Origin of the sequence: Halalkalibacter flavus, assembly GCF_036663575.1 — a bacterium.
Taxonomy (GTDB): Bacteria; Bacillota; Bacilli; order Bacillales; family Bacillaceae_D; genus Halalkalibacter; species Halalkalibacter flavus.
The window spans coordinates 1-23,371 of the sequence record NZ_JAWRVK010000014.1 but is presented as its reverse complement, the minus strand read 5'-3'; the positions used below and the strand labels follow the sequence as shown (position 1 = coordinate 23,371).

The following is a 23,371-nucleotide window of genomic DNA, read 5'->3' as shown; positions in this document are numbered from 1 at the left end:
TTTCCTTATATAAGCGGGGGCACTAGATGAAGACAAGATTGAAAGCGCTTTATAATAATGCAACTGAATCTATTTACAATAGTATCACTAAAAAATACGTCATCATTTTTGCTCTTACTTTTATCATTCCTACGTTCCTTATTTATCAATTAATAATTGGATATCCGGAAAGGATGGTTGAAAGAGATATCATTATAATGTGGAGTCATAACTATGCTGTTTCGAATTTAATTATCGTGGCAAAGAAGCAGTCTCAGTCGCCATTTCTTTGCTGAGTGAAAATCAACAGTTCCATGGAGTCTTAGTAGGTGAACTTAGTACAGAATTTCTATCTGATATATTAAAAAGTTTCAGTGGAATGATTTAATGGTTCTTGAAGATGATCAAGGAGCTTCCGCCATACCATGCTTCACCTGTTGTTCGAAAGGACCTTATAGATAAACATCCAAGTGTCCCATTGCTGTTAGAAGAACTTGCCTCAAAGATCACACATGAAGATATTATTCAATTAAATTATCAGGTAGATGTCCTGCATATTGATGTAGCAAAGGTTGTGAAAGAGTTTTTGAGAGAGAAAGACCTGTTATAAAATATTTTTAAATTAATACCTAAAAGCATATGTTCTTATAAGGATGTATGCTTTGTTCCTCAATCATATGAATTTGTAATTTTAAAAAAATTAAGCGGCGGAGGTAGGATTACAATCACTAGGTGAAGAAAGTAAAGAAACCAATAGCATAGTAAAGCAAGAGAATTGAAAAAACAAGGAATGTCTAAAACCAACAGATTTTGATTATTACTATTCAGCATTGATCAAATTAGATCACCTGTAATATTGGGGCAATCAGTTCTGTGAAGCTTCAAATGGAGTGGTACAAACCGAGAGACTTGATTAAGGAAGTAGAATTATATGTTTAAAGACTTGTAAACAATTTTAATGAGTTTAGGTATATTATATGTAAGTTACCTTATACAAAATCTTTTGTTTTATCAAGGAGGTCTTCAATTTGCAAAGTCATATGACTCTTAAAGCACTAGCGCAACAATGGAAATACGATTTAGATTGTGAAAAAATGGATGTATATAGCCATACGACTCTCTTATCAGAAATTGATATTAACGATGAAGGTAGAGATATTGCTTTAAAAGGGGAAAATGGTGACTTTTGTGGATGGATTCCCTATTCAATATTAATGAAAGAAGTTTGGAAACAATGGAAGTTAACAAAAGCCTATTATGAAACGTTTCTTAACTCGGTTGAGTCTGCTGTTACAACTGTTGATTCTAATGGAGATATCGTGCACTTGAATCCTATTTCTGAAGCAATGTACGGGATATCCTTAAACGAGGTGTATGGCCAGTCTATTACAAATTACTTCGAAAAAGAGGCTATTGTGCTAATGTCGACGATGAAAGAACGACAAGGTGTTATGGGTAAATACAACCAGCCACACCCTAATGTCCACGTACTTATTACTACATCTCCTGTCTATGTTGATGAAGAAGTCGTAGGGGGAATATCAATAGAAAGAGATATTACTGAGATGGTTAAACTCAATGATAAATTGTCTTCAACAACTGAATATTTGCATAATCTAGAAAGTGCGACTCAAAACCAACAGAACCTTTCGCCATTTAACAAAATTAAAGGCAGAAGTCCTGTTTTAAAAGATGCTATTAATCTAGCTAATAAAGTGGCTAAAACAGATGCCGCTGTGTTAATTACTGGGGAAAGTGGAGTTGGAAAAGAGTTGTTTGCTGAAGGTATACATAAAGCTGGAAATCGATCTAATAAGCCCTTTGTAGCTATTAACTGTGGTGCCATCCCCAATGCTTTATTTGAAAGTGAACTTTTTGGGTACGAACAAGGGGCGTTTACCGGGGCGATTAAAGGAGGGAAGAAAGGAAAATTTGATGCCGCAAAAGGAGGTACGATCTTCCTTGATGAAGTTGGTGAAATGCCACTTGAATTACAAGTTAAACTATTACGTGTATTACAAGAAAAGCATTATTACCGTGTTAGTGGAAATGAAGCAATTCCAACGGATGTCCGGATCATCGCTGCTACAAATCGAGATTTAGAGAAGATGATTGATGAAGGAAGTTTTCGGGAGGATTTGTATTACCGTTTAAATGTTATTTCAATATCTATACCACCATTACGCGATCGGATTGAAGATGTTCCTGAATTGATTCAATTATTCTTGACTGAATTCTCTCTCAAATACGCTATGCCGATTCCTGAAGTTAGCCCTGAAGTAATGTATAGTTTTCTACAACACCCATGGCAGGGAAATATACGGCAACTTCGTAATATTATCGAACGTGTTATTATCTTGGCTAACGACAATGAGGTGATTAAACCCCATCATCTACCTAAAAATTTCATGAAGGAAAATAAACCTCCTACTTTACAGAGGCAATTTGAGAACACAGAGAAAATAAACGGGCAAGGTGAAGAAGAGATTCAATACGCATTACAAAAAACATATGGAAATAAAGCTGCTGCAGCGAAGTTATTGGGGATTTCACGTGCCACTTTATATAACAAACTTAAGAAGTATGAATTACAGTAAGGAAAGTGAGAACCGCTGGGTCTCACTTTTTTTGTATGTACCAAGCTTCTTGTAAGCAAGCAAGGTTGTTTCTATTCAGATCCTATAACACTGCCATAAATATATAGGATAGTGGTGAAGGGATTAAACGTAAGGCTCTGTCAGTACATATCGTCACGACCTCTTTGAATGGGGCAAACGGAGGAACCCGATCTCTTAATCTTTTATACACAAGTGTAAAACGTTTACACTTATGTATATGAACTGTATAGATTTCCCCGGTGATTTTGAGTGAATAATGTGCTTGAAAAGCCACTTTAGAGAAATTAAACTCTTTTTTTACCTTTTGGCACAGATATTGCATTGTTTATAGGTGTATACAAGATAAACCACTCAGGAAGGAATGTGAAATGAATGAGTAACGGAATTTTCAAAATCCCAACACCTAAAAACGAGCCTGGCAATACATATGCTCCAGGTACAAAAGAAAGGGAAACATTAAAGACAGAATTGAAACGCCAATCTGAGATCGTAGTCGATATCCCTGTGATTATCAATGGAGAAAATATAAAAACAGATACAGTGAAGCAAGTGGTTATGCCGCATGATCATCAACATGTTTTGGCAAACTTTTCACAAGCTGGAGAAAAAGAGTTGCGAGATGCTGTAGAAGCGGCAATGGCTGCAAAAGAATCATGGGCAAATATGCCATGGGAACACCGTGCATCCATTTTCTTAAAAGCTGCTGATTTAATCTCTGGACCATACCGTGACGTAATGAATGCTGCTACGATGTTAGGACAATCCAAAACAGCTTTTCAAACTGAAATTGATGCTGCACAAGAATTAGCAGATTTCTTACGTTTTGGCGTTGATTATGCTAATCAAATTTATCAAATTCAACCAGAAAGTGTGAAGAATATATGGAACCGTTTAGAATACCGCCCATTAGATGGTTTTGTATTGGCAATTTCTCCATTTAACTTCACAGCAATTGGCGGAAACTTACCATCAGCTCCTGCAATGATGGGGAACGTAGTCGTTTGGAAACCAGCAACAACTGCTTTATTATCAAACTACTACTTTATGCGTATATTAGAAGAAGCGGGATTGCCAAAAGGCGTAATTAACTTCGTACCTTCCAGTGGTTCACTAGTATCGGAAGTAGTATTAACAGACCCTCGTATGTCTGGATTCCATTTTACAGGATCAACTAGTACGTTCCAAACAATTTGGAAAACTGTAGGCGAAAACATTACAAATTATAAATCATATCCTCGTTTGGTTGGGGAAACTGGTGGAAAAGACTTTGTATTTGCTCACGAAACTGCACAAGCAGACAAAGTAGTAGCTGGCCTTGTTCGTGGTGCGTTTGAATACCAAGGTCAAAAATGTTCAGCAGCTTCTCGTGCTTACATCCCTGCAAACATGTGGGAGGAAGTGAAAGGTGGTTTAGTGGAAGAAACTGCTAAGCTTAAAGTAGGAGATATCCGAGACTTTACAAACTTCATGGGTGCGGTAATTGATAAAGCAGCTTTTGATTCAATCACAAGCTACATCGACTATGCTGCAGATTCTGAAGAAGCAGAGATTATTGCTGGTGGTACTTATGATGATTCTGAAGGATATTTCGTTCAACCGACAATCATTGTGACAACAAATCCAAACTTCAAAACAATGGTAGAAGAAATTTTTGGACCAGTATTAACGATTTATGTATATGAAAATGATAAATTAGAAGAAACATTGACTGCAGTAGATACAGCGTCTATGTATGCATTAACAGGCGCGATCTTTGCACAAGATCGTCAAGCAATTATGCACTTAGAACGACGCTTATCTGGTGCAGCTGGAAACTTCTATATTAATGATAAACCAACTGGTGCGGTGATTAATCAACAACCATTTGGCGGGTCTCGAGGTTCTGGTACAAACGATAAAGCAGGTTCTGTATTTAACATGATTCGTTGGACGAGTCCGCGTATTATCAAAGAAAACTTTGCTCCAACTACAGAAATTGCATATCCATTTATGGATGCAGAATAAATTAAAATGAACTGTCGCCGGAAGTAGCCTGGGGAAATAATAAAATAACTTAGGCGGCCTTAGCTCTATATTCCATAGGGCTGAGGCCGTTTATTCGTTGTTGATATCTATCATTATTATAAAAATGGATATCTCCTCTATCGCATCTGACAGGTCCTCAAATGTCTTATATCTCCCTTTTGATGATTTCCAGCACTTCACACTTAAACAGACTAGTATAAATTTATTGGAAAGAAAAAAACTCCCCCTAAAGTAAGACAACCTGTCTACCTTAAGGAGAGAAGTTCACTGTGAGGAATATCACGAGCAGTTTACCAATTTATCTTGCATAGAAAGCATTATACAGATTTATTATGTTCATGTTGCTGCTCACCAGGCTGATTAACTGCCCGGTTAAATTCCTCTTTAATTTCAAAAGACGGGGCTTTATCAATAAGACTAACAATGACAATAGCAATCCATGCTAGGATGAACCCGGGAACAAGTTCATATAAGCCAATGTTATTTAATATTTCAATATTTCCCCATAGTATAATCGTTAAAGCACCAGTTAACATACCGGCAAGAGCTCCATTTTTTGTCATTCGTCTCCAGAAAAGAGAGAGGATAATAACAGGACCAAATGCTGCTCCAAAACCTGCCCAAGCATAAGAGACAAGCTCTAATACATTTCCTCCGCTTTTAGCTAATATAACAGCAACAATAGAAATAAAAATGACAGACCCACGACTGACCCAAACAAGCTCTTTTTCACTAGCATTCTTTCTAAAAATCTGCTTGTAAAAATCTTCAGCAACGGCACTTGAGGAAACTAACAATTGTGAGTCAATCGTACTCATAATAGCTGCTAAAATTGCAGCGAGTAAGATACCGGCTATCCAAGGATTAAACAAATTTTGGACGAGAAGTATGAATACGCTTTCAGGATTATCTATTGGCACATCAAATTGTGTGATTGCGACGATTCCTACTAATCCTGCGCCAACAAGGGAAAGAACAACCCATACTACAGCAATAAGCCTTGCTTTTGGAATTTCAGCAGCGCTTCTAATACTCATGAAACGAGTCAAAATATGAGGTTGTCCGAAGTATCCAACTCCCCATGCAAGTAATGAAACGGTTCCAATTATACTAAAGGAAGTAGCGTTTGTTATCCATGAGCTCTCTTCAATGCCAACTGATTTCATAATATCGAGCAGGTCAACATTAACTTGTCCGACATTATTCCATAGTCCTGGCAGACCTCCGAGTGAAACAATAATTAGCGCTGGTACAAATAATAAAGCACATAACATTAAAATTCCTTGAACGAAATCTGTTAAACTAACTGCAAGGAACCCACCGAGAAAGGTATAGGATACAATGACGATAGCTCCTATAAATAATGCCATGTTATAGTCAATACCAAATGCTTGCTCAAACAAGACAGCTCCTGCAACCATCCCTGAGGATGCGTAGAATAAAAAGAAGACTATAATTGTCACAGCAGAAATGATACGTAACATCTTTGTAGAATCTTTAAATCTGTTTTCAAAATAATCTGGTATGGTAATTGAATTTACAACCTCGGTGTATTTGCGTAATCGTTTAGCTACGAACTGCCAATTGAGATATGTACCTACCGCTAATCCTATTGCGATCCACATTCCATTTAACCCTGATACATAAATAACACCAGGAAGACCTAAAAGTAACCAACCACTCATATCAGAAGCTTGTGCACTCATGGCTGCTACCCAACTATTTAAACTTCTTCCTCCTAAGAAATAATCGGAAATGGTATTTGTTCTCTTGTAAGTCCATAAACCAATACCTAACATTCCTATTAAATATACAGTAAATGTAATAATAGTGGCTGTATTCATTCAGTTCCTCACTCCTTTTCAAAAATTAAGGTTAAAATAGATAGACCGATAATTCCGATAAAAGGAATACAGACCCAAAGCCATGTCACAGATGAAAGACTATAATCCATTGGTACTCACTCCTTTCCTTTGAAAACCATTATTTAATGACTTTACTTTTTATATGCAATAACTATGCCAAAACTAATAATTGGTGTTTTATCATGTTTAACTATAGAATGCCTAATCTGTTTAGATGGTTGAAAAAACGATAGAAGGTGAGAACAACTAGTTCTCACCTTCTATCGTTTTTTCAAAGTCATTTACAAGGTTCTTAGGTAAAGTGTAATGACAGCGTTTACACATATGTATAAATTAGACAGGTATTAAACAGATGTGTGTGGATAGATGGTGGTAATTTAACGAAATTCCTGAATAATCCTGTTGAATTAATTGGCATGGGTTTTGCATAAGGGAAGGTAGCAAGCAAAAATTGTAATCGAATACTGGAGGGATCAAAATGATTTTACAACAACCAATGAAACTTTTCTTTATGTTTCTTTCACAAAATAAAGCACTGAATGTTGCTGCAAAAAGGTGGGGATTAAAAGTAGGGGCATCTCAAGTAGTGGCGGGGAAAAATATCGAAAGTGCAATAGCAAAAGTGAAAGAATTAAATAAACAAGGATTAACGTGTACACTTGACCATTTGGGCGAGTTTGTAGACAGTAAGGAAGAAGCCACAGCAGCAACAGAATACTGTCTAAAGACACTAGATGCCATGGCATCTACAGGTGTTGACTGCAATCTATCGCTTAAAATGACACAGCTTGGTTTAGATATAAGTGAAGAGTTTTGTTTGGAAAATATGAGGCGAATTGTCGGAACGGCCAAACAGTATAACAACTTTGTAAGGATTGATATGGAGGACCACTCACATTGCCAGCAGACTTTAGATATTTTAAAAGAGTTAAGGAAAGATTATGACAATGTTGGAACGGTTATTCAAGCTTATCTAATTAGAGCTGAAGAAGATATTAGAGACTTAAAAGGTATTTCATTAAGGTTAGTAAAAGGCGCATATAAAGAATCACCAGAAGTAGCCTTTCAAGATAAAGCGAAAATCGATGAAAATTACTTTAATATTATTAAAGACCATTTACTAAGTGGAAGTTATACCGCTATAGCAACACACGATCATCATATAATTGAAAAAGTGATAGACTTTACGAAAGAGAACGAAATCAAAAACACTCAATTCGAATTTCAGATGCTTTACGGGTTTCGGACAGATTTACAATTAGAGTTAGTGAAAAAAGGCTACACGATGCGTGTCTATGTACCGTTTGGACAGGATTGGTTTGGATATTTTATGAGACGTATGGCCGAACGTCCTCAAAATGTAGCATTCGCATTAAGAGGTTTATTTTCAAAATAAAAAGTCAAAAAATTGTTGAGTAGAGAGGAATTTCTAGTAATCTTTCGAGGATGGATTTAAGAAGGAGGAAGTTACTTGTGAATACTTACCGTACAGTTGTTAGTGTTTGTAATGGAACGATTGATGAGATATATGTAAATGAAGGGGCCTATGTACATGAATGGGAGCCTTTATTTTTACTTAAGACGAACGAGGGTGTATTGAGAAAAATAGAAATAGGGGTAGGTGGGAACATTTCTTCTTTGAATGTGAAACCGGGTGATAAAGTCATACACGATATGACTCTAGCTATACTAAAAGAAGATGATTTTCCTAGTGGTTGTGATTAATAATTACTAAGGTTAAAGAATGAATTCACATAGACAGAATGAAATGAAACCGAGTAATGGACACTTTTTTAAAGCTGTCCATTCCAGTATTCTTCTAATCCTCGTATTGAAGAATTAGTTAACTAATTATCTTGATGCTTTTTCAAGACGTAAAAAATGAAGCAAGCACATCAGCTGAACGTACGACATATAATGTGGTTCTCTTTTTCGAAAGTGATCTTTAACCTGAAGTGAAGCTCTTTGCATGTGCAGGAGGGCTTCACTTCAATGTTTTTTTTGAACATAACTTAGATCATTTATCTATTATTTTACATATCAGGATGTTTTTTAAAATTGAGAAAAAGGTAGAAATCAAAGAAAATAGGTAGAGTTCATTAATTTGCAAAGGAGCGTGAATGATGTGAGCGCAAAACAGATGAACGAAGTGTATTGGCTACGGATCATTGCTTGTTTAAGTGTTGTCCTCATTCACGCTGTGAGCAAAGTTCTCGCAGATTTTTCTGTGACTGGGGATGAGCGGGTTGTTTACCGTACACTTCAAATGATCTTAATGTATGGGACACCGATGTTTGTATTGATATCGACCATGGTTATGACGCATGCTTATAAAGATAACGTTCCGAAAGGTTTTTTGATAAAGAGAATCAAGTATATTCTCATCCCATATCTTGTTATGGCGGCGTTTTATGCTGGTGATAAATATTATCGATTTAACTGGGCATTCAATGACTTTGCTAGAGAGGTCGGTTATAACTTTATTGGGCAATGGCATGGGTATTTTATTTTAATCATTTTTCAATTTTATTTCATACATTTGCTTTTTGTAAAATATATAAATAGGTTTAAACCAGCACTTGTGTTGACGGTAAGTTTTTTTGTTAGTGTGGGGTATTGGGTAAGTTTATATTATTATTTTATAGATTATGTCAACCATTCGAGTTATTTAACTTTATTCTTTTCACGAGTTTTGTTTGTAGGGTGGTTTTTCTATTATGTGGTTGCCTATTATTGTGGACGAAACTATGAACGTTTTATTGAAATGGTGAATGAAAATTGGAAGCTTATTGCTTTTGGTGTAATTGCTTCACTAGGACTTGTTCAATATATATATCATACAGGAGTTTTGATGCGAGTGACGTCGGCTCGATTTGATCTGATTCCATATACGGTTTTGTTGTTTTTTCTCTTAGTCTTATTCATATCAAAAGTGAAACAAATTCCGTCGTGGGTAGTTTCATTTAGTGGGTATTCGTTTGGAATCTATTTGCTTCATCCATTTGTTCAAACAGTTATAAGCAGGAGATTTCCATTAGCAGAAACAACAGAATTCAATTATTTAATGATTCAATTTGTTGCTGGTATAGTGATTCCAATATATCTAATCTACATCATCTCGAAATTGCCTTTCGGGGAGTTTGTGGTGGGAAAAACTTCAGTAAGAAAAAAGGTCTTCAAAGAAACAAAAATGTCAAATGCTGCATAAATTATAGTAATTGATTTACATGTTCATGCCTGTCGCTCGTGAGATTTTTCGAGTGACAGGCATCTTTTTTAGACTAGGGTCTTTCATAACATAACTTTAATTGAGAATTCCAAAAAAAGGTTTCCTAATTGGTAGAATTAGCTCTTGATATAATCTGATTTTTAATGCTAATTTGTATATGGGCATAGACTGTTTATGCTTTATTCTGTTACATAGGAAAAAAGAGAAGTTTTTTAGTAAGGGGGGATTATGGATGAACCGGTACGAGCAGGCATTAGAGGATATGCTATGGTTTGCAAGCCAATCAATTGGGACAAGAACTCATTTTGTGAGTCATATAGAAGAGACGTTTAAAGTCATTAAGGTTTTTAACCAAAATGGTTGTTCCTTGGAAGAAGGAGTAGAATTGCCGAAAGACCATGCTATATGAAGTCTTATTCCTTGTGATGGTCGGGAACCATTAATTATAAATGATACAAAAAAAGATGACAGAGCAAGTGTATTTGATGCGATTTATGAAGCGAGAATAGGTTCGTATTTAGGGATGCCTGTTTACCTTTCAAATGGGAAGTTGTTTGGTACCGTTTGTGCGATCGACCCTGAACCTTATGCTTTTACAGAGCAGGAGATCGAAACGATTAAGCGTTTATCATCTGTCGTTTCAGTTATTATAGAAAACGCAGGGAAATCAAGCTATGATGAATTCGATGATAAATTAATGAGACTTGAAAAATTATCATTGCTTGGACAATTGTCTGCGGGCTTGGCACATGAATTACGCAATCCGATGCAATCGGTGAGAGGATTTGTTCAGTTTTTATTTGAAGACCAAAAACATAATCATTTTAGAGATATTGTATTAAGCGAAATGGACCGGATGAATCAACTAATTAATGATTTTCTTATGGCAACTCAACCGACAGCTCCAAAGAGAAATTACTACAATGTAAATGATCTTGTTAGTGAGACTGTTGATTTTATGAAAAATGAAGCAACGCTACATAACGTAGATGTTACACTAACATTTGAAGTTGAAAAAGCGACTGTACATGTTGATAAATCACAGATAAAACAAGTTTTAATCAATTTAATGAAAAATGCGATTGAAGCTGCTGGAGCTGAAGGTGGAAAAGTAAAAGTTGCCATAAACGTCCAGAAACAACAAGAGGTCTTTATTGAAATTGTCGATAATGGGCCAGGTATACCCGTTTCAATAATTGGGAGAATCGGTGAACCGTTCTTTTCAACGAAAGATGAAGGAACGGGGTTAGGGTTATCAATTTCTCAACGAATCATCCAAGAGCATAACGGAGCAATTCGGTTTGAGAATTTGTTCGATGGAACAAAGGTATTGGTGATACTGCCGTTGGTTGGTGAAGAAGAAGGATTTAAATATTAGGAGAGGTGCCTGTCAATGACAGGCATTTTTCTGTAGTGGCATCCTTCCAATCTAATTATTTCCAATAATCCAATAATAACCGACTGCTCATCTTGATAAACACTTAACATTTCTAGGTCAGAGGTTAATGGCTGGCTTACTTTATATTGGAAAAGAAAATCACTTAAAAACTCAACTTTTCCATTTTGTTTATTATCGATTATTTTCGAACGAAAAAAATAAATAAAAAAATGAAAAAATAAATTGACTAATCGAAAGTATGTATACTATAATTTAAAAAACGAAAGGTACTTTCAAAAAAGAACGAAAGACATCCTGCATTTGCAAATTTTTGAATGAAGGATTGTTGATATCTTTTTTGATTAAAGTGTGAAAGCGTTTTAATCTATTTGTTTTTATATCTAAATTAATAATGAAAAGGGAGAGATGTATGATGTGTTCATCTGAGTTTATTCCAAAGAAAATGAAAGCGGTTGTAGCTTATTCACCTGGGGACTATCGGTTTGAAACAGTAGATGTTCCTTCGATAGGGGAAGGGGAAATGTTAGTAAAAGTCGAGGCTTGTGGAATTTGTGCAGGTGATTTAAAGGCGTATGATGGTGCTCCGAGTTTTTGGGGGGATGAAACACAGCCAGCTTATATTAAAGCTCCTATGATTCCTGGTCATGAGTTTATTGGTAGAGTAGTAGCTTTAGGTGAAGGTATCGAAGGTTTTGAAGTAGGGGACCGTGTAATCTCTGAGCAAATCGTCCCTTGCTGGAAGTGTCGCTTCTGTAAGCGAGGTCAATATTGGATGTGTGAAAAACATGACCTTTATGGATTCCAAAACAATGTAAATGGTGCAATGGCCGAATATATGAAGTTTACGAAAGAAGCAATTAATTATAAAGTACCAGAAGATTTGCCAATTGAAAAAGCTATTTTAATAGAGCCATATGCTTGTTCAATGCACGCTGTCCAACGTGCCAAAATTCAGCTTGGTGATGTAGTTGTTCTTGCTGGTGCTGGAACACTAGGGCTTGGAATGATTGGGGCAATTAAAAAATCAGGTGCAGGTAAATTAATTGTATTAGATTTGTTTGAAGACCGTTTAGAACTTGCTAAGCAATTTGGTGCTGATATGGTAATCAACCCTGCTAAAGAAGATGCTATTTCCATAGTAAAAGATCTTACAGAGGGGTATGGTTGCGATATTTACATAGAAGCAACTGGTGCTCAAAAATCGGTTGAACAAGGGTTGTCGATGATTCGCAAGTTAGGAACATTTGTTGAGTTCAGTGTTTTTAAAGATCCCGTGACGGTTGATTGGAGCATTATTAGTGACCGTAAAGAACTAGATGTATTAGGTTCGCATTTAGGTCCATATTGTTATGAGCCTGTTATTAATGGGATTGAAAATGGTGATTTACCAACTGAAGGTGTTGTTACCCACCAATTACCACTAGAGGAATTTGAAAAAGGATTTGAGCTTGTTAAGAACGGTAGAGAATCTCTTAAAGTCATTTTGAACCCTAGTCTCTAAAGCAGTCATTTTTGAGAAGTGGGTTATAAAATGATGTTATAACCCACTTCCTATTAAATAAAAAGGTGGGAATAGAATAATGAACCAAGGATTGTTAGGAAAAGCCGGTATGGATCCGAAGATGGCCTTAGGTTATCTAGGTGTTATGATTTTTATGATTGGGGAAGGTCTTGAACTCGGTTGGCTATCTTCTTATTTGATTGATAGTGGGTTAACTGTTCAGCAATCAGCGCTTTTGTTTTCTGTTTATGGTTTTGCTGTTGCAGTTGCGGCTTGGCTTTCAGGAGTTCTTGCTGAAATTTTAGGGGCAAGAAGAGCTATGATTTGGGGCGTAGCGTTGTTTACAGCTGGAACATTGGTCTTCTTAACAGCGGGGATCCCAACTATGAATTTAGGAATTATGATCCCAACTTATGCCCTTCGTGGACTCGGTTATCCACTATTTGCATATTCGTTTCTAGTTTGGCTCACGTATTATGCACCTCAAGAAAAACTTGGAACAGCTGTTGGGTGGTTCTGGGTTTCATTTGCGGCTGGCTTAAATGTGTTAGGAGCCTATTATTCTAGCTTTGCCTTACCTTACCTTGGGGAAATCAGAACATTGTGGAGTGCGCTAATATTCACGGTATTAGGTGCTACAGTTGGAATTTTCTTAAACAAAGAAGACAAAAGTAGTAATAGCAAAAAGAGGTTTGAGACAAAAGCAGATGCGTTAAAATATATTGCAAAAGGGATTACAATTGCTTTTGAAAAGCCAAAAGTCGGAATTGGTGGGATTGTAAGAACCATCAATACTGCCGGAGCTTACGGAATCGTTGTTTTTATGCCAGTTTATATGATGGAAATTGGTTTTACAAGAACGGAATGGTTACAAATTTATGGAGCATTATGGACGAGTAACGTAATTTTTAACTTAATATTTGGGATTGTCGGCGATAAATTAGGTTGGCGGAACACAGTTATGTGGTTTGGTGGGGTAGGTTGCGGTATTACGTTTGCTGGCTTGTATTATGTACCGTATTTTATGGGAGCGAACTATTGGGCGACCACTGCCATAGCCATTGCTTTTGGTGCTTGTTTAGCAGCGTATGTTCCTTTATCGGCATTAATTCCTTCGTTAGCACCTGGTAACAGAGGAGCGGCTATGTCTATCTTAAATCTTGGTGCTGGACTAAGTACGTTTATTGGGCCTGTAATTGTAGGCGCTTTCATAGGGACGGTTGGTGTTGTCGGAATTATTTGGATTTTCACCGGTCTTCATATAGTTAGTGCACTATTGATGAAGTTTGTAACATTACCTAAAGATGCGCTTGAAATTGAAGTCAAGACTTATAAAGCTGCGCAATAAATCTGTTGTAATTAGTGATTACTAAAGAGATAACGTCCAATATTATTTTGTAATGGAGGGCGTTATTTTTTTACTCAAAAAACCAAAACGAAAATAAACGAAAGTAAACGAAAAAAAGTTATTGACTTTTTTTGTGGGAAATGAAAAAATGAAGATGTAAACGAAAGTGGAGTTTGAAAAGTTAAATGAAGTGAAATGAAAAGGAGAGATAAGAATGAAAATAGGGATTGGTTCAGATCATAATGCATTTGATATGAAAGAAAGTTTAAGAGAATATATGATAGAATTAGGGTATGAAGTGCAAGATTATGGGTGTCAAGACTCCTGTAGTGAAGTTGATTACCCGCAAGTTGCATTTGATGTAGCTGACGATATTATGGGAGGGAAAATTGATAGAGGGATTTTAGTTTGTGGGACCGGTATCGGCGTTGCAATCGCTGCTGGAAAAGTACCAGGAATTAGAGCTGCGTTATGTCATGATACATATTCAGCTGAGCGTGCTCAAAAAAGCAATAATGCGCAAATTTTAACAATGGGAGCGAAAGTCATAGGAATTGAACTTGCGAAACAAATTGTAAAGGTTTACTTAGAATCAGAATTTCCAGGTGGAAACTCAGCAAGAAAAGTACAACAAATAAGTGACAAAGAGAACGAGTATTTGAAAGGAGTGCGTATATAAAATGAAAAAGTTAATCAATAATCCTACTAATGTTGTAGATGAAATGATAGAAGGTTATATAAAAGCGTTTCCAACTCATGTTAAACAGTTATCTGAAAATAAGCGGTCAATTGTTACAGCTAAGGAAACAAAAGATGGTAAGGTTGGTGTCTTAATAGGTGGCGGTTCTGGTCATGAGCCAGCTTTTATGGGTTATGTGGGGAATGGAATGGCTGATGGTGTTGCAGTAGGGAATATCTTTGCTTCTCCTCCTCCAGACCCTATTATTGAAGCAACTAGAGTAATTGATAAAGGAGCAGGCGTTCTTTATATATATGGAAACTATGCAGGAGATGTAATGAATTTTGGGATGGCCGCGGAACTAGCTGATTTGGAGTTTGGCATCCAAGTAGGCACGGTCTTAGTAACTGATGACGTGGCATCAGCTCCGAAAGAAGAAAAAGAAAAGCGTAGAGGAATTGCTGGAGAATTTTTTGTTACAAAAGTAGCAGGCGCGGCTTCTGATAAAGGATATAACCTTGAGGATCTTGTTCGTGTAGCAAAAAAAGCGAACGACTACACTCGTTCAATGGGCGTTGGATTAACACCATGTTCCCTCCCTCAAACAGGTCAACCAAGCTTCGAGCTGGGCGAAAATGAAATGGAAATTGGACTTGGACATCATGGGGAGCCTGGGGTAGAAAAAGGTGATTTACAAACAGCTGATAATGTGGCAGACCGACTAGTCCAAGATATTCTTACTGATATGCCAATTGAATCAGGGGAAAGTGTTTCAGTCTTAGTAAACGGATTAGGATCAACGACTCGTATGGAATTATATATTATGTTTAGAAGAGTAGAGCAAATCTTAACGGAAAAAGGAATTTCAATCCATAGATCTTACGTTGGAGACTATAGCACTTCGTTAGAAATGGGTGGTTGTTCGGTCTCGATTATGAAATTAGATGATGAATTGAAGGAATTAATTGACTATTCTGCTGATTGTCCAATGTATGTACAAAAGTAAAGTATAGGGGGATGAAGAATATGAAATTTCACTCACAAGACGTTTTAAAATATTTAAAAAATGTTGTTGATGTAATGGAGGAAAATAAAGACTATTTGTGTGAGCTAGATCGAAAGTTAGGCGACGGAGATCATGGTGTTACGATGTCCATTGGTTGGCAGGCGGTTAATGAGAAGTTACAAGATGAGTTGAAAGATGAAGAAGATTGCGGTCGCATTTTCATTACAACTGGACGTACATTTTTAAGTGCAGTTGGGTCATCAGTTGGCCCACTATATGCAACTGGTTTTCTAAGAGGGGCAAAAGTTGTTCAACAAAAGTCTGAATTAACTGCTAATGACATTGTTGACTTCTGGATCGCTTTTATTGAAGGCATTAAAGAACGCGGTCAAGCAGAAGTAGGAGACAAAACAATGGTGGATACACTTCAACCTGCACTTGATAGTTTAAAAGCTTATGATCCATCGGAAGCTTTTATTTCTAACTTTACAAAAACGGTTGCCGAAGCGAAAAAAGGAATGGAATCTACAAGAGACTTACTTTCAAAAAGAGGAAGATCTAGTCGTCTAGGAGAACGGTCGTTAGGGAATCAAGATCCGGGTGCAACTTCAGCTTACTTGATCTTGGATGCGTTTTTAAAAACAGTGAATTCTAGTCAAGCCGTATAATCTTTTATAAAGGTGCATAGATTCTACGTATTAACTGTAGAATCTATGCCTAGAAAAATACATGCTGTCCTATTCGTTTTCAAAAGGTATGTAAGGATTTCTAATAACATTAATTGTATAAAAATAAAAATTTATTTATTTTTATACAATAGGATTTGGTTTAATCGAGAGGAGGATACACCATGAACGCAGAGATTGCAATGAACCAAATAGATGTAAAAGCATTAGCCATGGACTTTTTGACCGTTTCACAACAAGCGGCCATCGCATCATATCCGTGGATTGGAAAAGGAAAGAAGAATGAAGCTGACGGTGCTGGGACAGAGGCAATGAGAAATCAAATGAATGCGATTGATATGTTAGGTGTTATCGTGATTGGTGAAGGGGAAATGGATGAAGCGCCAATGCTGTATATCGGTGAAGAGCTTGGTACTAAAAAAGGACCTCAATTAGATATTGCCGTAGATCCGGTGGAAGGAACAACGTTAATGTCGAAAGGGCAAGAGAATGCTTTAACGGTGATAGCTGGTGCAGCTAGTGGCAGCTTGCTTCATGCTCCGGATATGTATATGAAAAAAATTGCAGTTGGTCCGAAAGCGAAAGGCTGTATAAATATTAATGCCTCCTTATCGGAAAACATGAAATCGGTAGCCAGTTCCCTTGGAAAGGAAGTCCATGAATTAACAATCATGATACAAGACAGGGAGCGGCATCAAAAGTTAATTGACGAAGTTTTAGAGTTAGGAGCGAGAATTAAATTATTTCCTGATGTAGATATTCCAGGAGCGATAGCCACTTGCATAGATGAAATGAACATTGACATGTTAGTTGGAATAGGAGGAGCTCCTGAGGGGGTCATCGCTGCAACGGCTATTAAGTGTTTAGGTGGAGATTTTCAAGGACAGCTTATTCCGCATGATAAAGAAGAATTTTCAAGATGTCTGGAAATGGGAATTAAGAACCCTGAGAAGGCATTAACGGTTGATGAAATTGTAAAAACAGATCAATGTTTCTTTGTTGCGACAGGCATAACAGATGGGTTATTAGTGAAGGGTGTCCAAAAGAAAGAGGGAAATTTCACAGTTTCTCATTCTTTTGTGGCCATTGGTGGCGATGTTAAAAGTTATCAATTTATTGAAGCTCGTCATTAAGACAGGGAAGAACTGGTGAAAGTGTTGGGTAACAGGTAATGCAGGATAACAGACGATGGATAGTAGGAGGAACAGAATGAATGAACTAAAAGTAAATGTTGACCAACTTTCTATTAATACGATTAGAACACTTGCAATCGATGCAATAGAGAGTGTTGGTTCAGGACACCCTGGAATGCCAATGGGGGCAGCTCCGATGGCATATACGTTATGGTCTAATTTTATGAATTATAACCCGCGTAATCCGGAATGGTTTAACCGTGATCGTTTCGTATTATCAGCGGGGCATGGATCTATGCTACTCTACAGCTTATTACACTTAACCGGCCATGATTTGTCTTTAGAAGATTTAAAGCAGTTTAGGCAGTGGGGCAGCAAAACACCTGGCCACCCAGAATTCGGACATACACCTGGAGTGGACGCAACAACAGGACCGCTTGGCCAAGGGATTGCGATGGCTGTAGGAATGGCAATGGCTGAACGCCATTTAGCTGCAACTTATAACCGAGAAGCATTTCCAATTGTTGATCATTACACATACAGCATTTGTGGAGATGGAGATTTAATGGAAGGTGTCTCTGCAGAAGCAGCGTCTCTAGCAGGACATTTGAAATTAGGTCGATTAATTGTCTTGTATGACTCAAATGATATTTCTTTAGATGGTGATCTTCATCTTTCTTTTAGTGAAAGTGTAGAAGGACGTTTTAAAGCATATAATTGGCAAGTGATACGGGTAGAAGATGGAAATGATGTAGAAGCTTTGGCTCAAGCATTAAAAGATGCGAAACTGAATACGGAACAGCCAACTTTAATTGAAGTCAAGACAGTGATTGGCTACGGCTCTCCTAATAAAGGAGGTAAATCGGCTTCTCATGGGGCGCCCCTAGGTAAAGAGGAAATCAAGCTTGTAAAAGAATCTTATAATTGGCACTACGAAGAAGAGTTCTATGTTCCTGAGGAAGTGAAAACACATTTCCAAAAATTACAACAAAGTGGAGAAGAGAAAGAGCAAAAGTGGAATGAGTTATTTTCTCGTTATGAAGCAGTTTATCCTGAACTTGCCACACAATTAAAGACAGCTATAGCTGGAACCCTTGTAGATGGATGGGACGAGAATGTTCCGGTTTATCAGGTTGGAGAGGATAAACTAGCAAGTCGTTCATCAGGTGAAGAAGCGCTAAATGCTATTGCTAAACATGTCCCTCAGCTCATTGGAGGATCTGCTGACTTAGCTTCTTCGAATAAAACGTTGCTAAAAGGAGCAGCGAACTTTCATCCATCGGATTACAGCGGCCGCAATCTATGGTTTGGAGTACGTGAATTTGCTATGGGGGCTGCAGCTAATGGAATGGCACTACATGGTGGGGTGAAAACCTATGCAGCTACTTTCTTTGTCTTTTCCGATTATCTTAGACCAGCGATTCGATTATCTGCCTTAATGCAATTACCTGTAACGTATGTTTTCACACATGATAGTGTCGCAGTTGGGGAAGATGGCCCTACTCATGAACCAATCGAACAGTTGGCGGCTTTACGAGCAATGCCAGGGATTTCAACTATTCGACCTGCAGATGGAAATGAGACAGTTGCTGCTTGGAAGGTGGCAGTAGAAAGCACTAAGCAACCGACGGCACTTATTTTATCTCGACAAAATTTGCCTACATTAATTGATAGTAAGAAGGCATTTGAAGGGGTAAAAAAGGGTGCATATATCATTTCTTCGGCCAAAGGGAAATCTTGCGGTTTGTTATTAGCTTCTGGTTCAGAAGTCTCTTTAGCTGTTGCTGCTCAAGAGGAACTCGAAAAAGAAGGAATCTATGTATCTGTCGTTAGTATGCCTAGCTGGGATCGATTTGAAAAACAATCGAAGGCATATAAAGAAAAAATTTTGCCGACAGATAATAAGATTCGTTTAGGTATTGAAATGGGATCATCATTAGGATGGCATAAATATATAGGTGATAACGGAAAGCTTTTAGCTATTGATCAGTTTGGAGCATCAGCGCCAGGAACTAAAATTATGGATGAGTACGGATTTACCGTACAGAATGTCGTTTCCCAATTCAAGAAAATGCTCTAAATTTGATTGGGGGTAGCATCACTTACTTGTGTTAGTGAAGCTGCTCCTTATTTACTTCAAAATAAAGGTTAGGGGGAAGTTAAAATGGTACAATATAATGATCTTTTTAATTTACAAGGAAAGGTATCAATCATAACAGGAGGTACAAAAGGGTTAGGGAGAGAGATGGCCACTGCATTAGCGCAATCTGGCTCTAATATTGTTATAGCTGACTTAGATGAAAAGACAGCAAAAGCAACAGCAGAAGAAATCAAACAACAGAATGAAGTTGAAGCTCTAGGCATTCAAGTTGATGTAACGCAAGAGGATCAAGTGCAAGCGCTTATTCAATCGACAGTCGAGCATTTTGGAAAAATTGATGTTGTGATTAACAATGCTGGGATCTGTCAAAAAATCAAAGCTGAACAAATGAGTTTACAAGATTGGAATAAAACAATGGAAGTCAATGTAAATGGTGTGTTCTTAGTTTCCAAGCTTGCGGGAAAAGAGATGATAGAAACTGGTGGTGGCTCTATTATAAATATTGCATCAATGTCTTCGTTTATAGCTAATACAGAGGCACAATGTGCATATAATTCTTCTAAAGCTGCTGTTGTGATGATGACAAAATGTTTAGCTAACGAGTGGGTCTCTCATAACATCCGAGTAAATTCAATTGCTCCAGGCTATATGGAAACCGATATGGCAAAACCACTTTTTGCAGAGAATGGTGAGCTAAGACATGTGCTTGATTATATACCTATGAAACGTCTAGGGAAACCGTATGAATTAGGTGGATTAGCTATTTTCCTTGCTTCAGATGCATCGTCTTATTCAACTGGGTCTACTTTTGTTATCGACGGTGGTTATACGATTCAATAAGCAAGTAGTAAGATTACTTTTTCATGTAATAGCCTCATGAACAATCTTTCAATTTTTTTATTTTTTTTCGTTTTAGGTTATTTTTTTTCGCTTTAGTTGAACTAATTACAATAATGAAATATTATGATAGTAGGATTATGTAAAATGGAAGGTTGATGGTAGTGGGGAAAATGTTAATGCATGAAAGAAGGAATGCAATATTAGAATATTTGGACAAGGATCAAAGAATTGTAGTGAGTGATTTGTCACAGCGGTTAAATGTCTCTGAGGCAACGTTAAGGAATGATCTAAATAATATGGAAAAAGAAGGTCTTCTAAAACGTACTCATGGAGGGGCTGTGTTAGTGGACCAAGATCCCGAAGACAATAAATTTTTTAATTTCTCGACTCGAGAAAAGAAAAATAAAGAAGAAAAATACCTAATTAGTACAAAAGCGCAAAAGTTAATTACAAACAATCAATGTATTTTATTAGATGCTAGTTCAACAGCATTGGAGTTGGCAAAACGATTAAAAGATGATCCAGATCGAAAACGTCTTACTATTGTTACAAACGGCATATATACTGCATTAGAATTACGAGACGTTGCTGAATTTACAGTCATATTAATTGGGGGTGTTATTCGAGCTGGATCAAGTGCTTTAGAAAGTACAATTGATGCAGGGGTTTTAAAGAAAATCAATGTTGACATTATGTTTACATCTGCCAGTGGATTTGATTTTGAAAACGGTTTAACTGACTTTAATGTTTATGAAGTTGAGTTGAAAAAGGAAATGGTGGAAGCATCGAATCGTGTAGTCGCCCTATTAGACCACACTAAATTTGGAAAAAAATCAATCGTTTCGTTTGCATCGATTGACCAGATAGATACACTTATTATTGACAACCAAATATCAGATGAAGATAAACGTTTATTAAAAGAGCGTGAAATAAATGTTTTATAGTTTTGATGATTATTGGTAGCCTGTTCCTAATCCCAGTACTAATGGTATTGAGATTAGGAACTTTTTTGTCTGATGCAGGGAATAATTTTGGCTCCTTTGGATTAGGAAGCAAAATTGGTGAGGTAAGCTCCTATCACAATTCAAAAAGTCCCCCTTTGTCTTCAGTTCTCAATCTAGATATATTGAGAAGAATGAGAAAACGAAGGGAGCAGTATTATTAATATGTAATCAATTACTCATCATTCATGACGTCGTATTCATCTTCTAAATCAAAGCCAAAGCCTTCATACAAATAATTCAGTACATCGATCAGACTGTTCCAAGAAGTATCACATGTGATGATTTTTTTGTTTCTATAGCAAACGACTCGAAAAGGTTCATCCTCGAATTCTTGGTATGTATAGATAAAGTAAATATGTTGGTATTTTAATCCGAGTTCCTTCACTTTGATTTTCGAGATCGGTTTCTCAACCATGGCAATCAAGTACTCATCGTCATTTCTTCTTAACACTTGAATACCATCTAATTCCTCTTCGACAGTTATATTATATTCAACCCCTTGCCAAACCACGTTTAAATTGTCTTTATTCAACATTGCTTTCACTCCTAAAAATACTTACACTTTTTTCTTTCTTTACCCGAAATATCAAAGTTTAAAACGTTAAATAAATAAAGTTTTTTTAGTAAGTCAATGAGTGCGGTTGAATGAAACAGTATACTTAAAAGTAGCCGGTGTAAGAAAATCTTCAATGTTGTTGTCGTTTTTTAACAAGAGGCAATAAAAATAGTGAAAATTCATAATACATAATAATAAATATTATGAATTTCACACAATTACTCTTTTTTTCGTAAATGCTACCATTAAATCATGCTAAGAAAGTGCATTACGAATTCGAAAAAAGAGGTGTGTAAATATGAACTTTCAATTAATTCGTTGTGATATGGATCATCCTGGAGATGTTTCTGCATTAAAGGAACTACTCGAAAAAGAAGAAGTGAAAGCCGAATCGATTAAGGCTATCATTGCTCAAACAGAAGGTGATGGGTATGCAAGAGGGTATTCGACATTAGCTTTTCAAGTGCTTTTATCTGAATACCTTGATATGAATCATCAAGAAGTTTTTGATACGATTCCGATGATGATGATCGGAAAGACGGGTGGGCTTATGACGCCGCACTATACATTATTCATTAAAGAAGAGTCGAGCGAAGGAATGCCATTTAATGAGAAGCGATTTGCATTTGGTGTTTCATCGACCCCAGTATTAGAAAAAGAACAAATTGGAACGCTAGCACAAGTAGATTTAGTTGCAGATGCAGTTGCTAAAGCAATGGAAGAGGCAGGAATTGAATCGTTAGATGATGTGAAATGCGTAGAAGTAAAATGTCCGTGGGGTGAAGGTGGAGCTCTTGCAAAAGCTTCTTCGGCTCTTGGGGTGGCGGTTGCTCTAAAAGAAGTGAACCGAGAAGAGGTTCATGAAGGAAGTATCAACAACGATCATTCTCTTTACTCAACAAAAGCATCTGTCTCAGCTGGTCAAGAACAAGTGGCAGCTAGAGTTATCGTAATGGGTAACTCAAACAAATCCTCTAGTAACCTATATATTGGAGCTGGAGTAATGGAGGATGCACTTGATCTTCAAGGGTTGAAGAGTGCTTTCCTTGACGCGGGAATTGAAGCGGAAGCCTTTTTAACGGAAGATCAGCAGCAACAAATTGTGAATGTCTTTGTTAATGCAGGTGCAGATGCGATCGGTAAAGTAAGAGGCAGGAGGCATACAATGCATACAGATGCGCTTTCAATGCATTCTGGAATTCTAGCAAAGGCGGTAGCAAATGCAGTAGTGGGAAGTTATGTAGGTGAAACGAGAATCTTATGTTCGGCAGGATCTGAGCATCAAGGACCACAAGGATCTAATTTAGTTGCGCCAGTCGTTCGTATAGCACAGCGGTAATATGTCAACACCCTAAAACTAGAAAATTGGAAATTGATTTAACTACAATCAAAAAAATCCCTA

At 37.0% G+C, this 23,371-nt stretch carries 22 protein-coding genes; 19 read left to right on the top strand and 3 right to left on the bottom strand.

Translation table 11 applies throughout. The annotated features are described in order from the left end of the window. The first annotated feature begins 26 nt into the window (after positions 1 to 26). The 4 genes from SAY88_RS11005 to pruA all read left to right on the top strand — a co-directional run bounded on the left by SAY88_RS11005 (position 27) and on the right by pruA (position 4,601). Positions 27 to 275, top strand: a complete 249-nt coding sequence (locus SAY88_RS11005; RefSeq protein WP_332631794.1) for a hypothetical protein — start codon at positions 27 to 29, stop codon at positions 273 to 275. A 104-nt stretch (positions 276 to 379) separates the two neighbouring features. Next, positions 380 to 589 carry a glycine betaine ABC transporter substrate-binding protein gene (locus SAY88_RS11000; protein WP_332631906.1) on the top strand — a complete coding sequence of 70 codons (210 nt, stop codon included), beginning with the start codon at positions 380 to 382 and terminating at the stop codon, positions 587 to 589. A 418-nt stretch (positions 590 to 1,007) separates the two neighbouring features. Further along, entirely contained in the window at positions 1,008 to 2,576 is a 1,569-nt protein-coding gene (locus tag SAY88_RS10995) for a sigma-54 interaction domain-containing protein (protein ID WP_332631793.1), read from the top strand. A gap of 393 nt (positions 2,577 to 2,969) precedes the next feature. Beyond that, entirely contained in the window at positions 2,970 to 4,601 is a 1,632-nt protein-coding gene (gene pruA / locus SAY88_RS10990) for an L-glutamate gamma-semialdehyde dehydrogenase (RefSeq protein WP_332631791.1), read from the top strand. Between the two features lie 49 nt (positions 4,602 to 4,650). On the opposite strand, the gene SAY88_RS25960 is transcribed toward pruA, so the two are convergent. Next, positions 4,651 to 4,731 (bottom strand): IS3 family transposase, encoded by an 81-nt coding sequence (locus SAY88_RS25960; RefSeq protein ID WP_431308861.1) that lies wholly within the window; start codon positions 4,729 to 4,731, stop codon positions 4,651 to 4,653. Between the two features lie 208 nt (positions 4,732 to 4,939). After that, positions 4,940 to 6,466: a sodium/proline symporter PutP gene (gene putP / locus SAY88_RS10985; protein WP_332631790.1), complete on the bottom strand. Its 1,527-nt coding sequence runs from the start codon at positions 6,464 to 6,466 to the stop codon at positions 4,940 to 4,942. Between the two features lie 499 nt (positions 6,467 to 6,965). On the opposite strand from putP, the gene SAY88_RS10980 reads away from it, so the two are divergent. From SAY88_RS10980 to SAY88_RS10915, 14 genes are all read left to right on the top strand, one after another. After that, the gene (locus SAY88_RS10980) at positions 6,966 to 7,883 is read left to right on the top strand and encodes a proline dehydrogenase (protein WP_332631789.1); all 918 of its coding nucleotides are present in this window, start codon (positions 6,966 to 6,968) and stop codon (positions 7,881 to 7,883) included. A 77-nt stretch (positions 7,884 to 7,960) separates the two neighbouring features. After that, positions 7,961 to 8,212 carry a biotin/lipoyl attachment domain-containing protein gene (locus SAY88_RS10975; RefSeq protein ID WP_332631788.1) on the top strand — a complete coding sequence of 84 codons (252 nt, stop codon included), beginning with the start codon at positions 7,961 to 7,963 and terminating at the stop codon, positions 8,210 to 8,212. Between the two features lie 400 nt (positions 8,213 to 8,612). Further along, a complete protein-coding gene (locus SAY88_RS10970; RefSeq protein WP_332631787.1) occupies positions 8,613 to 9,695 on the top strand; it encodes an acyltransferase family protein in 1,083 nt (360 codons plus the stop codon). A gap of 253 nt (positions 9,696 to 9,948) precedes the next feature. Next, the gene (locus SAY88_RS10965; protein WP_332631785.1) at positions 9,949 to 10,125 is read left to right on the top strand and encodes a hypothetical protein; all 177 of its coding nucleotides are present in this window, start codon (positions 9,949 to 9,951) and stop codon (positions 10,123 to 10,125) included. A gap of 6 nt (positions 10,126 to 10,131) precedes the next feature. Continuing rightward, positions 10,132 to 11,094 carry an ATP-binding protein gene (locus tag SAY88_RS10960; protein ID WP_332631904.1) on the top strand — a complete coding sequence of 321 codons (963 nt, stop codon included), beginning with the start codon at positions 10,132 to 10,134 and terminating at the stop codon, positions 11,092 to 11,094. A 430-nt stretch (positions 11,095 to 11,524) separates the two neighbouring features. Beyond that, positions 11,525 to 12,616, top strand: a complete 1,092-nt coding sequence (locus SAY88_RS10955) for an MDR/zinc-dependent alcohol dehydrogenase-like family protein (protein WP_431308859.1) — start codon at positions 11,525 to 11,527, stop codon at positions 12,614 to 12,616. Positions 12,617 to 12,695: 79 nt separating this feature from the next. Continuing rightward, positions 12,696 to 13,964, top strand: coding sequence for an MFS transporter (locus SAY88_RS10950; protein ID WP_332631783.1), 1,269 nt, complete (start codon positions 12,696 to 12,698; stop codon positions 13,962 to 13,964). A 214-nt stretch (positions 13,965 to 14,178) separates the two neighbouring features. Further along, on the top strand, positions 14,179 to 14,643 hold the full coding sequence (gene rpiB, locus SAY88_RS10945) for a ribose 5-phosphate isomerase B (protein WP_332631782.1): 465 nt from the start codon (positions 14,179 to 14,181) through the stop codon (positions 14,641 to 14,643). Position 14,644: 1 nt separating this feature from the next. Beyond that, positions 14,645 to 15,649 carry a dihydroxyacetone kinase subunit DhaK gene (locus SAY88_RS10940; RefSeq protein ID WP_332631781.1) on the top strand — a complete coding sequence of 335 codons (1,005 nt, stop codon included), beginning with the start codon at positions 14,645 to 14,647 and terminating at the stop codon, positions 15,647 to 15,649. Positions 15,650 to 15,669: 20 nt separating this feature from the next. Further along, positions 15,670 to 16,317: a dihydroxyacetone kinase subunit DhaL gene (gene dhaL / locus SAY88_RS10935; RefSeq protein ID WP_332631779.1), complete on the top strand. Its 648-nt coding sequence runs from the start codon at positions 15,670 to 15,672 to the stop codon at positions 16,315 to 16,317. 182 nt (positions 16,318 to 16,499) lie between these two features. Beyond that, entirely contained in the window at positions 16,500 to 17,468 is a 969-nt protein-coding gene (gene glpX, locus SAY88_RS10930) for a class II fructose-bisphosphatase (RefSeq protein ID WP_332631777.1), read from the top strand. Between the two features lie 76 nt (positions 17,469 to 17,544). Further along, positions 17,545 to 19,548, top strand: a complete 2,004-nt coding sequence (gene tkt / locus SAY88_RS10925) for a transketolase (protein ID WP_332631776.1) — start codon at positions 17,545 to 17,547, stop codon at positions 19,546 to 19,548. A gap of 84 nt (positions 19,549 to 19,632) precedes the next feature. Beyond that, positions 19,633 to 20,409, top strand: a complete 777-nt coding sequence (locus SAY88_RS10920) for an SDR family NAD(P)-dependent oxidoreductase (protein ID WP_332631775.1) — start codon at positions 19,633 to 19,635, stop codon at positions 20,407 to 20,409. 155 nt (positions 20,410 to 20,564) lie between these two features. Further along, complete coding sequence (locus tag SAY88_RS10915; protein WP_332631774.1) at positions 20,565 to 21,353, top strand: DeoR/GlpR family DNA-binding transcription regulator; 789 nt, start codon at positions 20,565 to 20,567, stop codon at positions 21,351 to 21,353. Positions 21,354 to 21,585: 232 nt separating this feature from the next. Here the strand turns inward: SAY88_RS10915 and SAY88_RS10910 are convergent, their stop codons facing one another. After that, on the bottom strand, positions 21,586 to 21,948 hold the full coding sequence (locus SAY88_RS10910) for a hypothetical protein (protein WP_332631772.1): 363 nt from the start codon (positions 21,946 to 21,948) through the stop codon (positions 21,586 to 21,588). A 319-nt stretch (positions 21,949 to 22,267) separates the two neighbouring features. On the opposite strand from SAY88_RS10910, the gene SAY88_RS10905 reads away from it, so the two are divergent. Next, positions 22,268 to 23,308 (top strand): ring-opening amidohydrolase, encoded by a 1,041-nt coding sequence (locus SAY88_RS10905; RefSeq protein ID WP_332631770.1) that lies wholly within the window; start codon positions 22,268 to 22,270, stop codon positions 23,306 to 23,308. Positions 23,309 to 23,371 lie beyond the last annotated feature (63 nt).

Excerpts from the sequence above, each read along its gene's own strand:
- dhaL (WP_332631779.1), top strand. The coding sequence starts at position 15,670 with ATGAAATTTCACTCACAAGACGTTTTAAAATATTTAAAAAATGTTGTT.
- SAY88_RS10940 (WP_332631781.1), top strand. The coding sequence starts at position 14,645 with ATGAAAAAGTTAATCAATAATCCTACTAATGTTGTAGATGAAATGATA.
- putP (WP_332631790.1), bottom strand. The coding sequence starts at position 6,466 with ATGAATACAGCCACTATTATTACATTTACTGTATATTTAATAGGAATG.
- SAY88_RS10905 (WP_332631770.1), top strand. The coding sequence starts at position 22,268 with ATGAACTTTCAATTAATTCGTTGTGATATGGATCATCCTGGAGATGTT.
- SAY88_RS10965 (WP_332631785.1), top strand. The coding sequence starts at position 9,949 with ATGAACCGGTACGAGCAGGCATTAGAGGATATGCTATGGTTTGCAAGC.
- SAY88_RS10955 (WP_431308859.1), top strand. The coding sequence starts at position 11,525 with ATGATGTGTTCATCTGAGTTTATTCCAAAGAAAATGAAAGCGGTTGTA.
- SAY88_RS10950 (WP_332631783.1), top strand. The coding sequence starts at position 12,696 with ATGAACCAAGGATTGTTAGGAAAAGCCGGTATGGATCCGAAGATGGCC.
- tkt (WP_332631776.1), top strand. The coding sequence starts at position 17,545 with ATGAATGAACTAAAAGTAAATGTTGACCAACTTTCTATTAATACGATT.
- pruA (WP_332631791.1), top strand. The coding sequence starts at position 2,970 with ATGAGTAACGGAATTTTCAAAATCCCAACACCTAAAAACGAGCCTGGC.
- SAY88_RS11005 (WP_332631794.1), top strand. The coding sequence starts at position 27 with ATGAAGACAAGATTGAAAGCGCTTTATAATAATGCAACTGAATCTATT.
- SAY88_RS10980 (WP_332631789.1), top strand. The coding sequence starts at position 6,966 with ATGATTTTACAACAACCAATGAAACTTTTCTTTATGTTTCTTTCACAA.
- SAY88_RS11000 (WP_332631906.1), top strand. The coding sequence starts at position 380 with ATGATCAAGGAGCTTCCGCCATACCATGCTTCACCTGTTGTTCGAAAG.
- SAY88_RS10915 (WP_332631774.1), top strand. The coding sequence starts at position 20,565 with ATGGTAGTGGGGAAAATGTTAATGCATGAAAGAAGGAATGCAATATTA.
- SAY88_RS10920 (WP_332631775.1), top strand. The coding sequence starts at position 19,633 with ATGGTACAATATAATGATCTTTTTAATTTACAAGGAAAGGTATCAATC.
- rpiB (WP_332631782.1), top strand. The coding sequence starts at position 14,179 with ATGAAAATAGGGATTGGTTCAGATCATAATGCATTTGATATGAAAGAA.
- glpX (WP_332631777.1), top strand. The coding sequence starts at position 16,500 with ATGAACGCAGAGATTGCAATGAACCAAATAGATGTAAAAGCATTAGCC.
- SAY88_RS10910 (WP_332631772.1), bottom strand. The coding sequence starts at position 21,948 with ATGTTGAATAAAGACAATTTAAACGTGGTTTGGCAAGGGGTTGAATAT.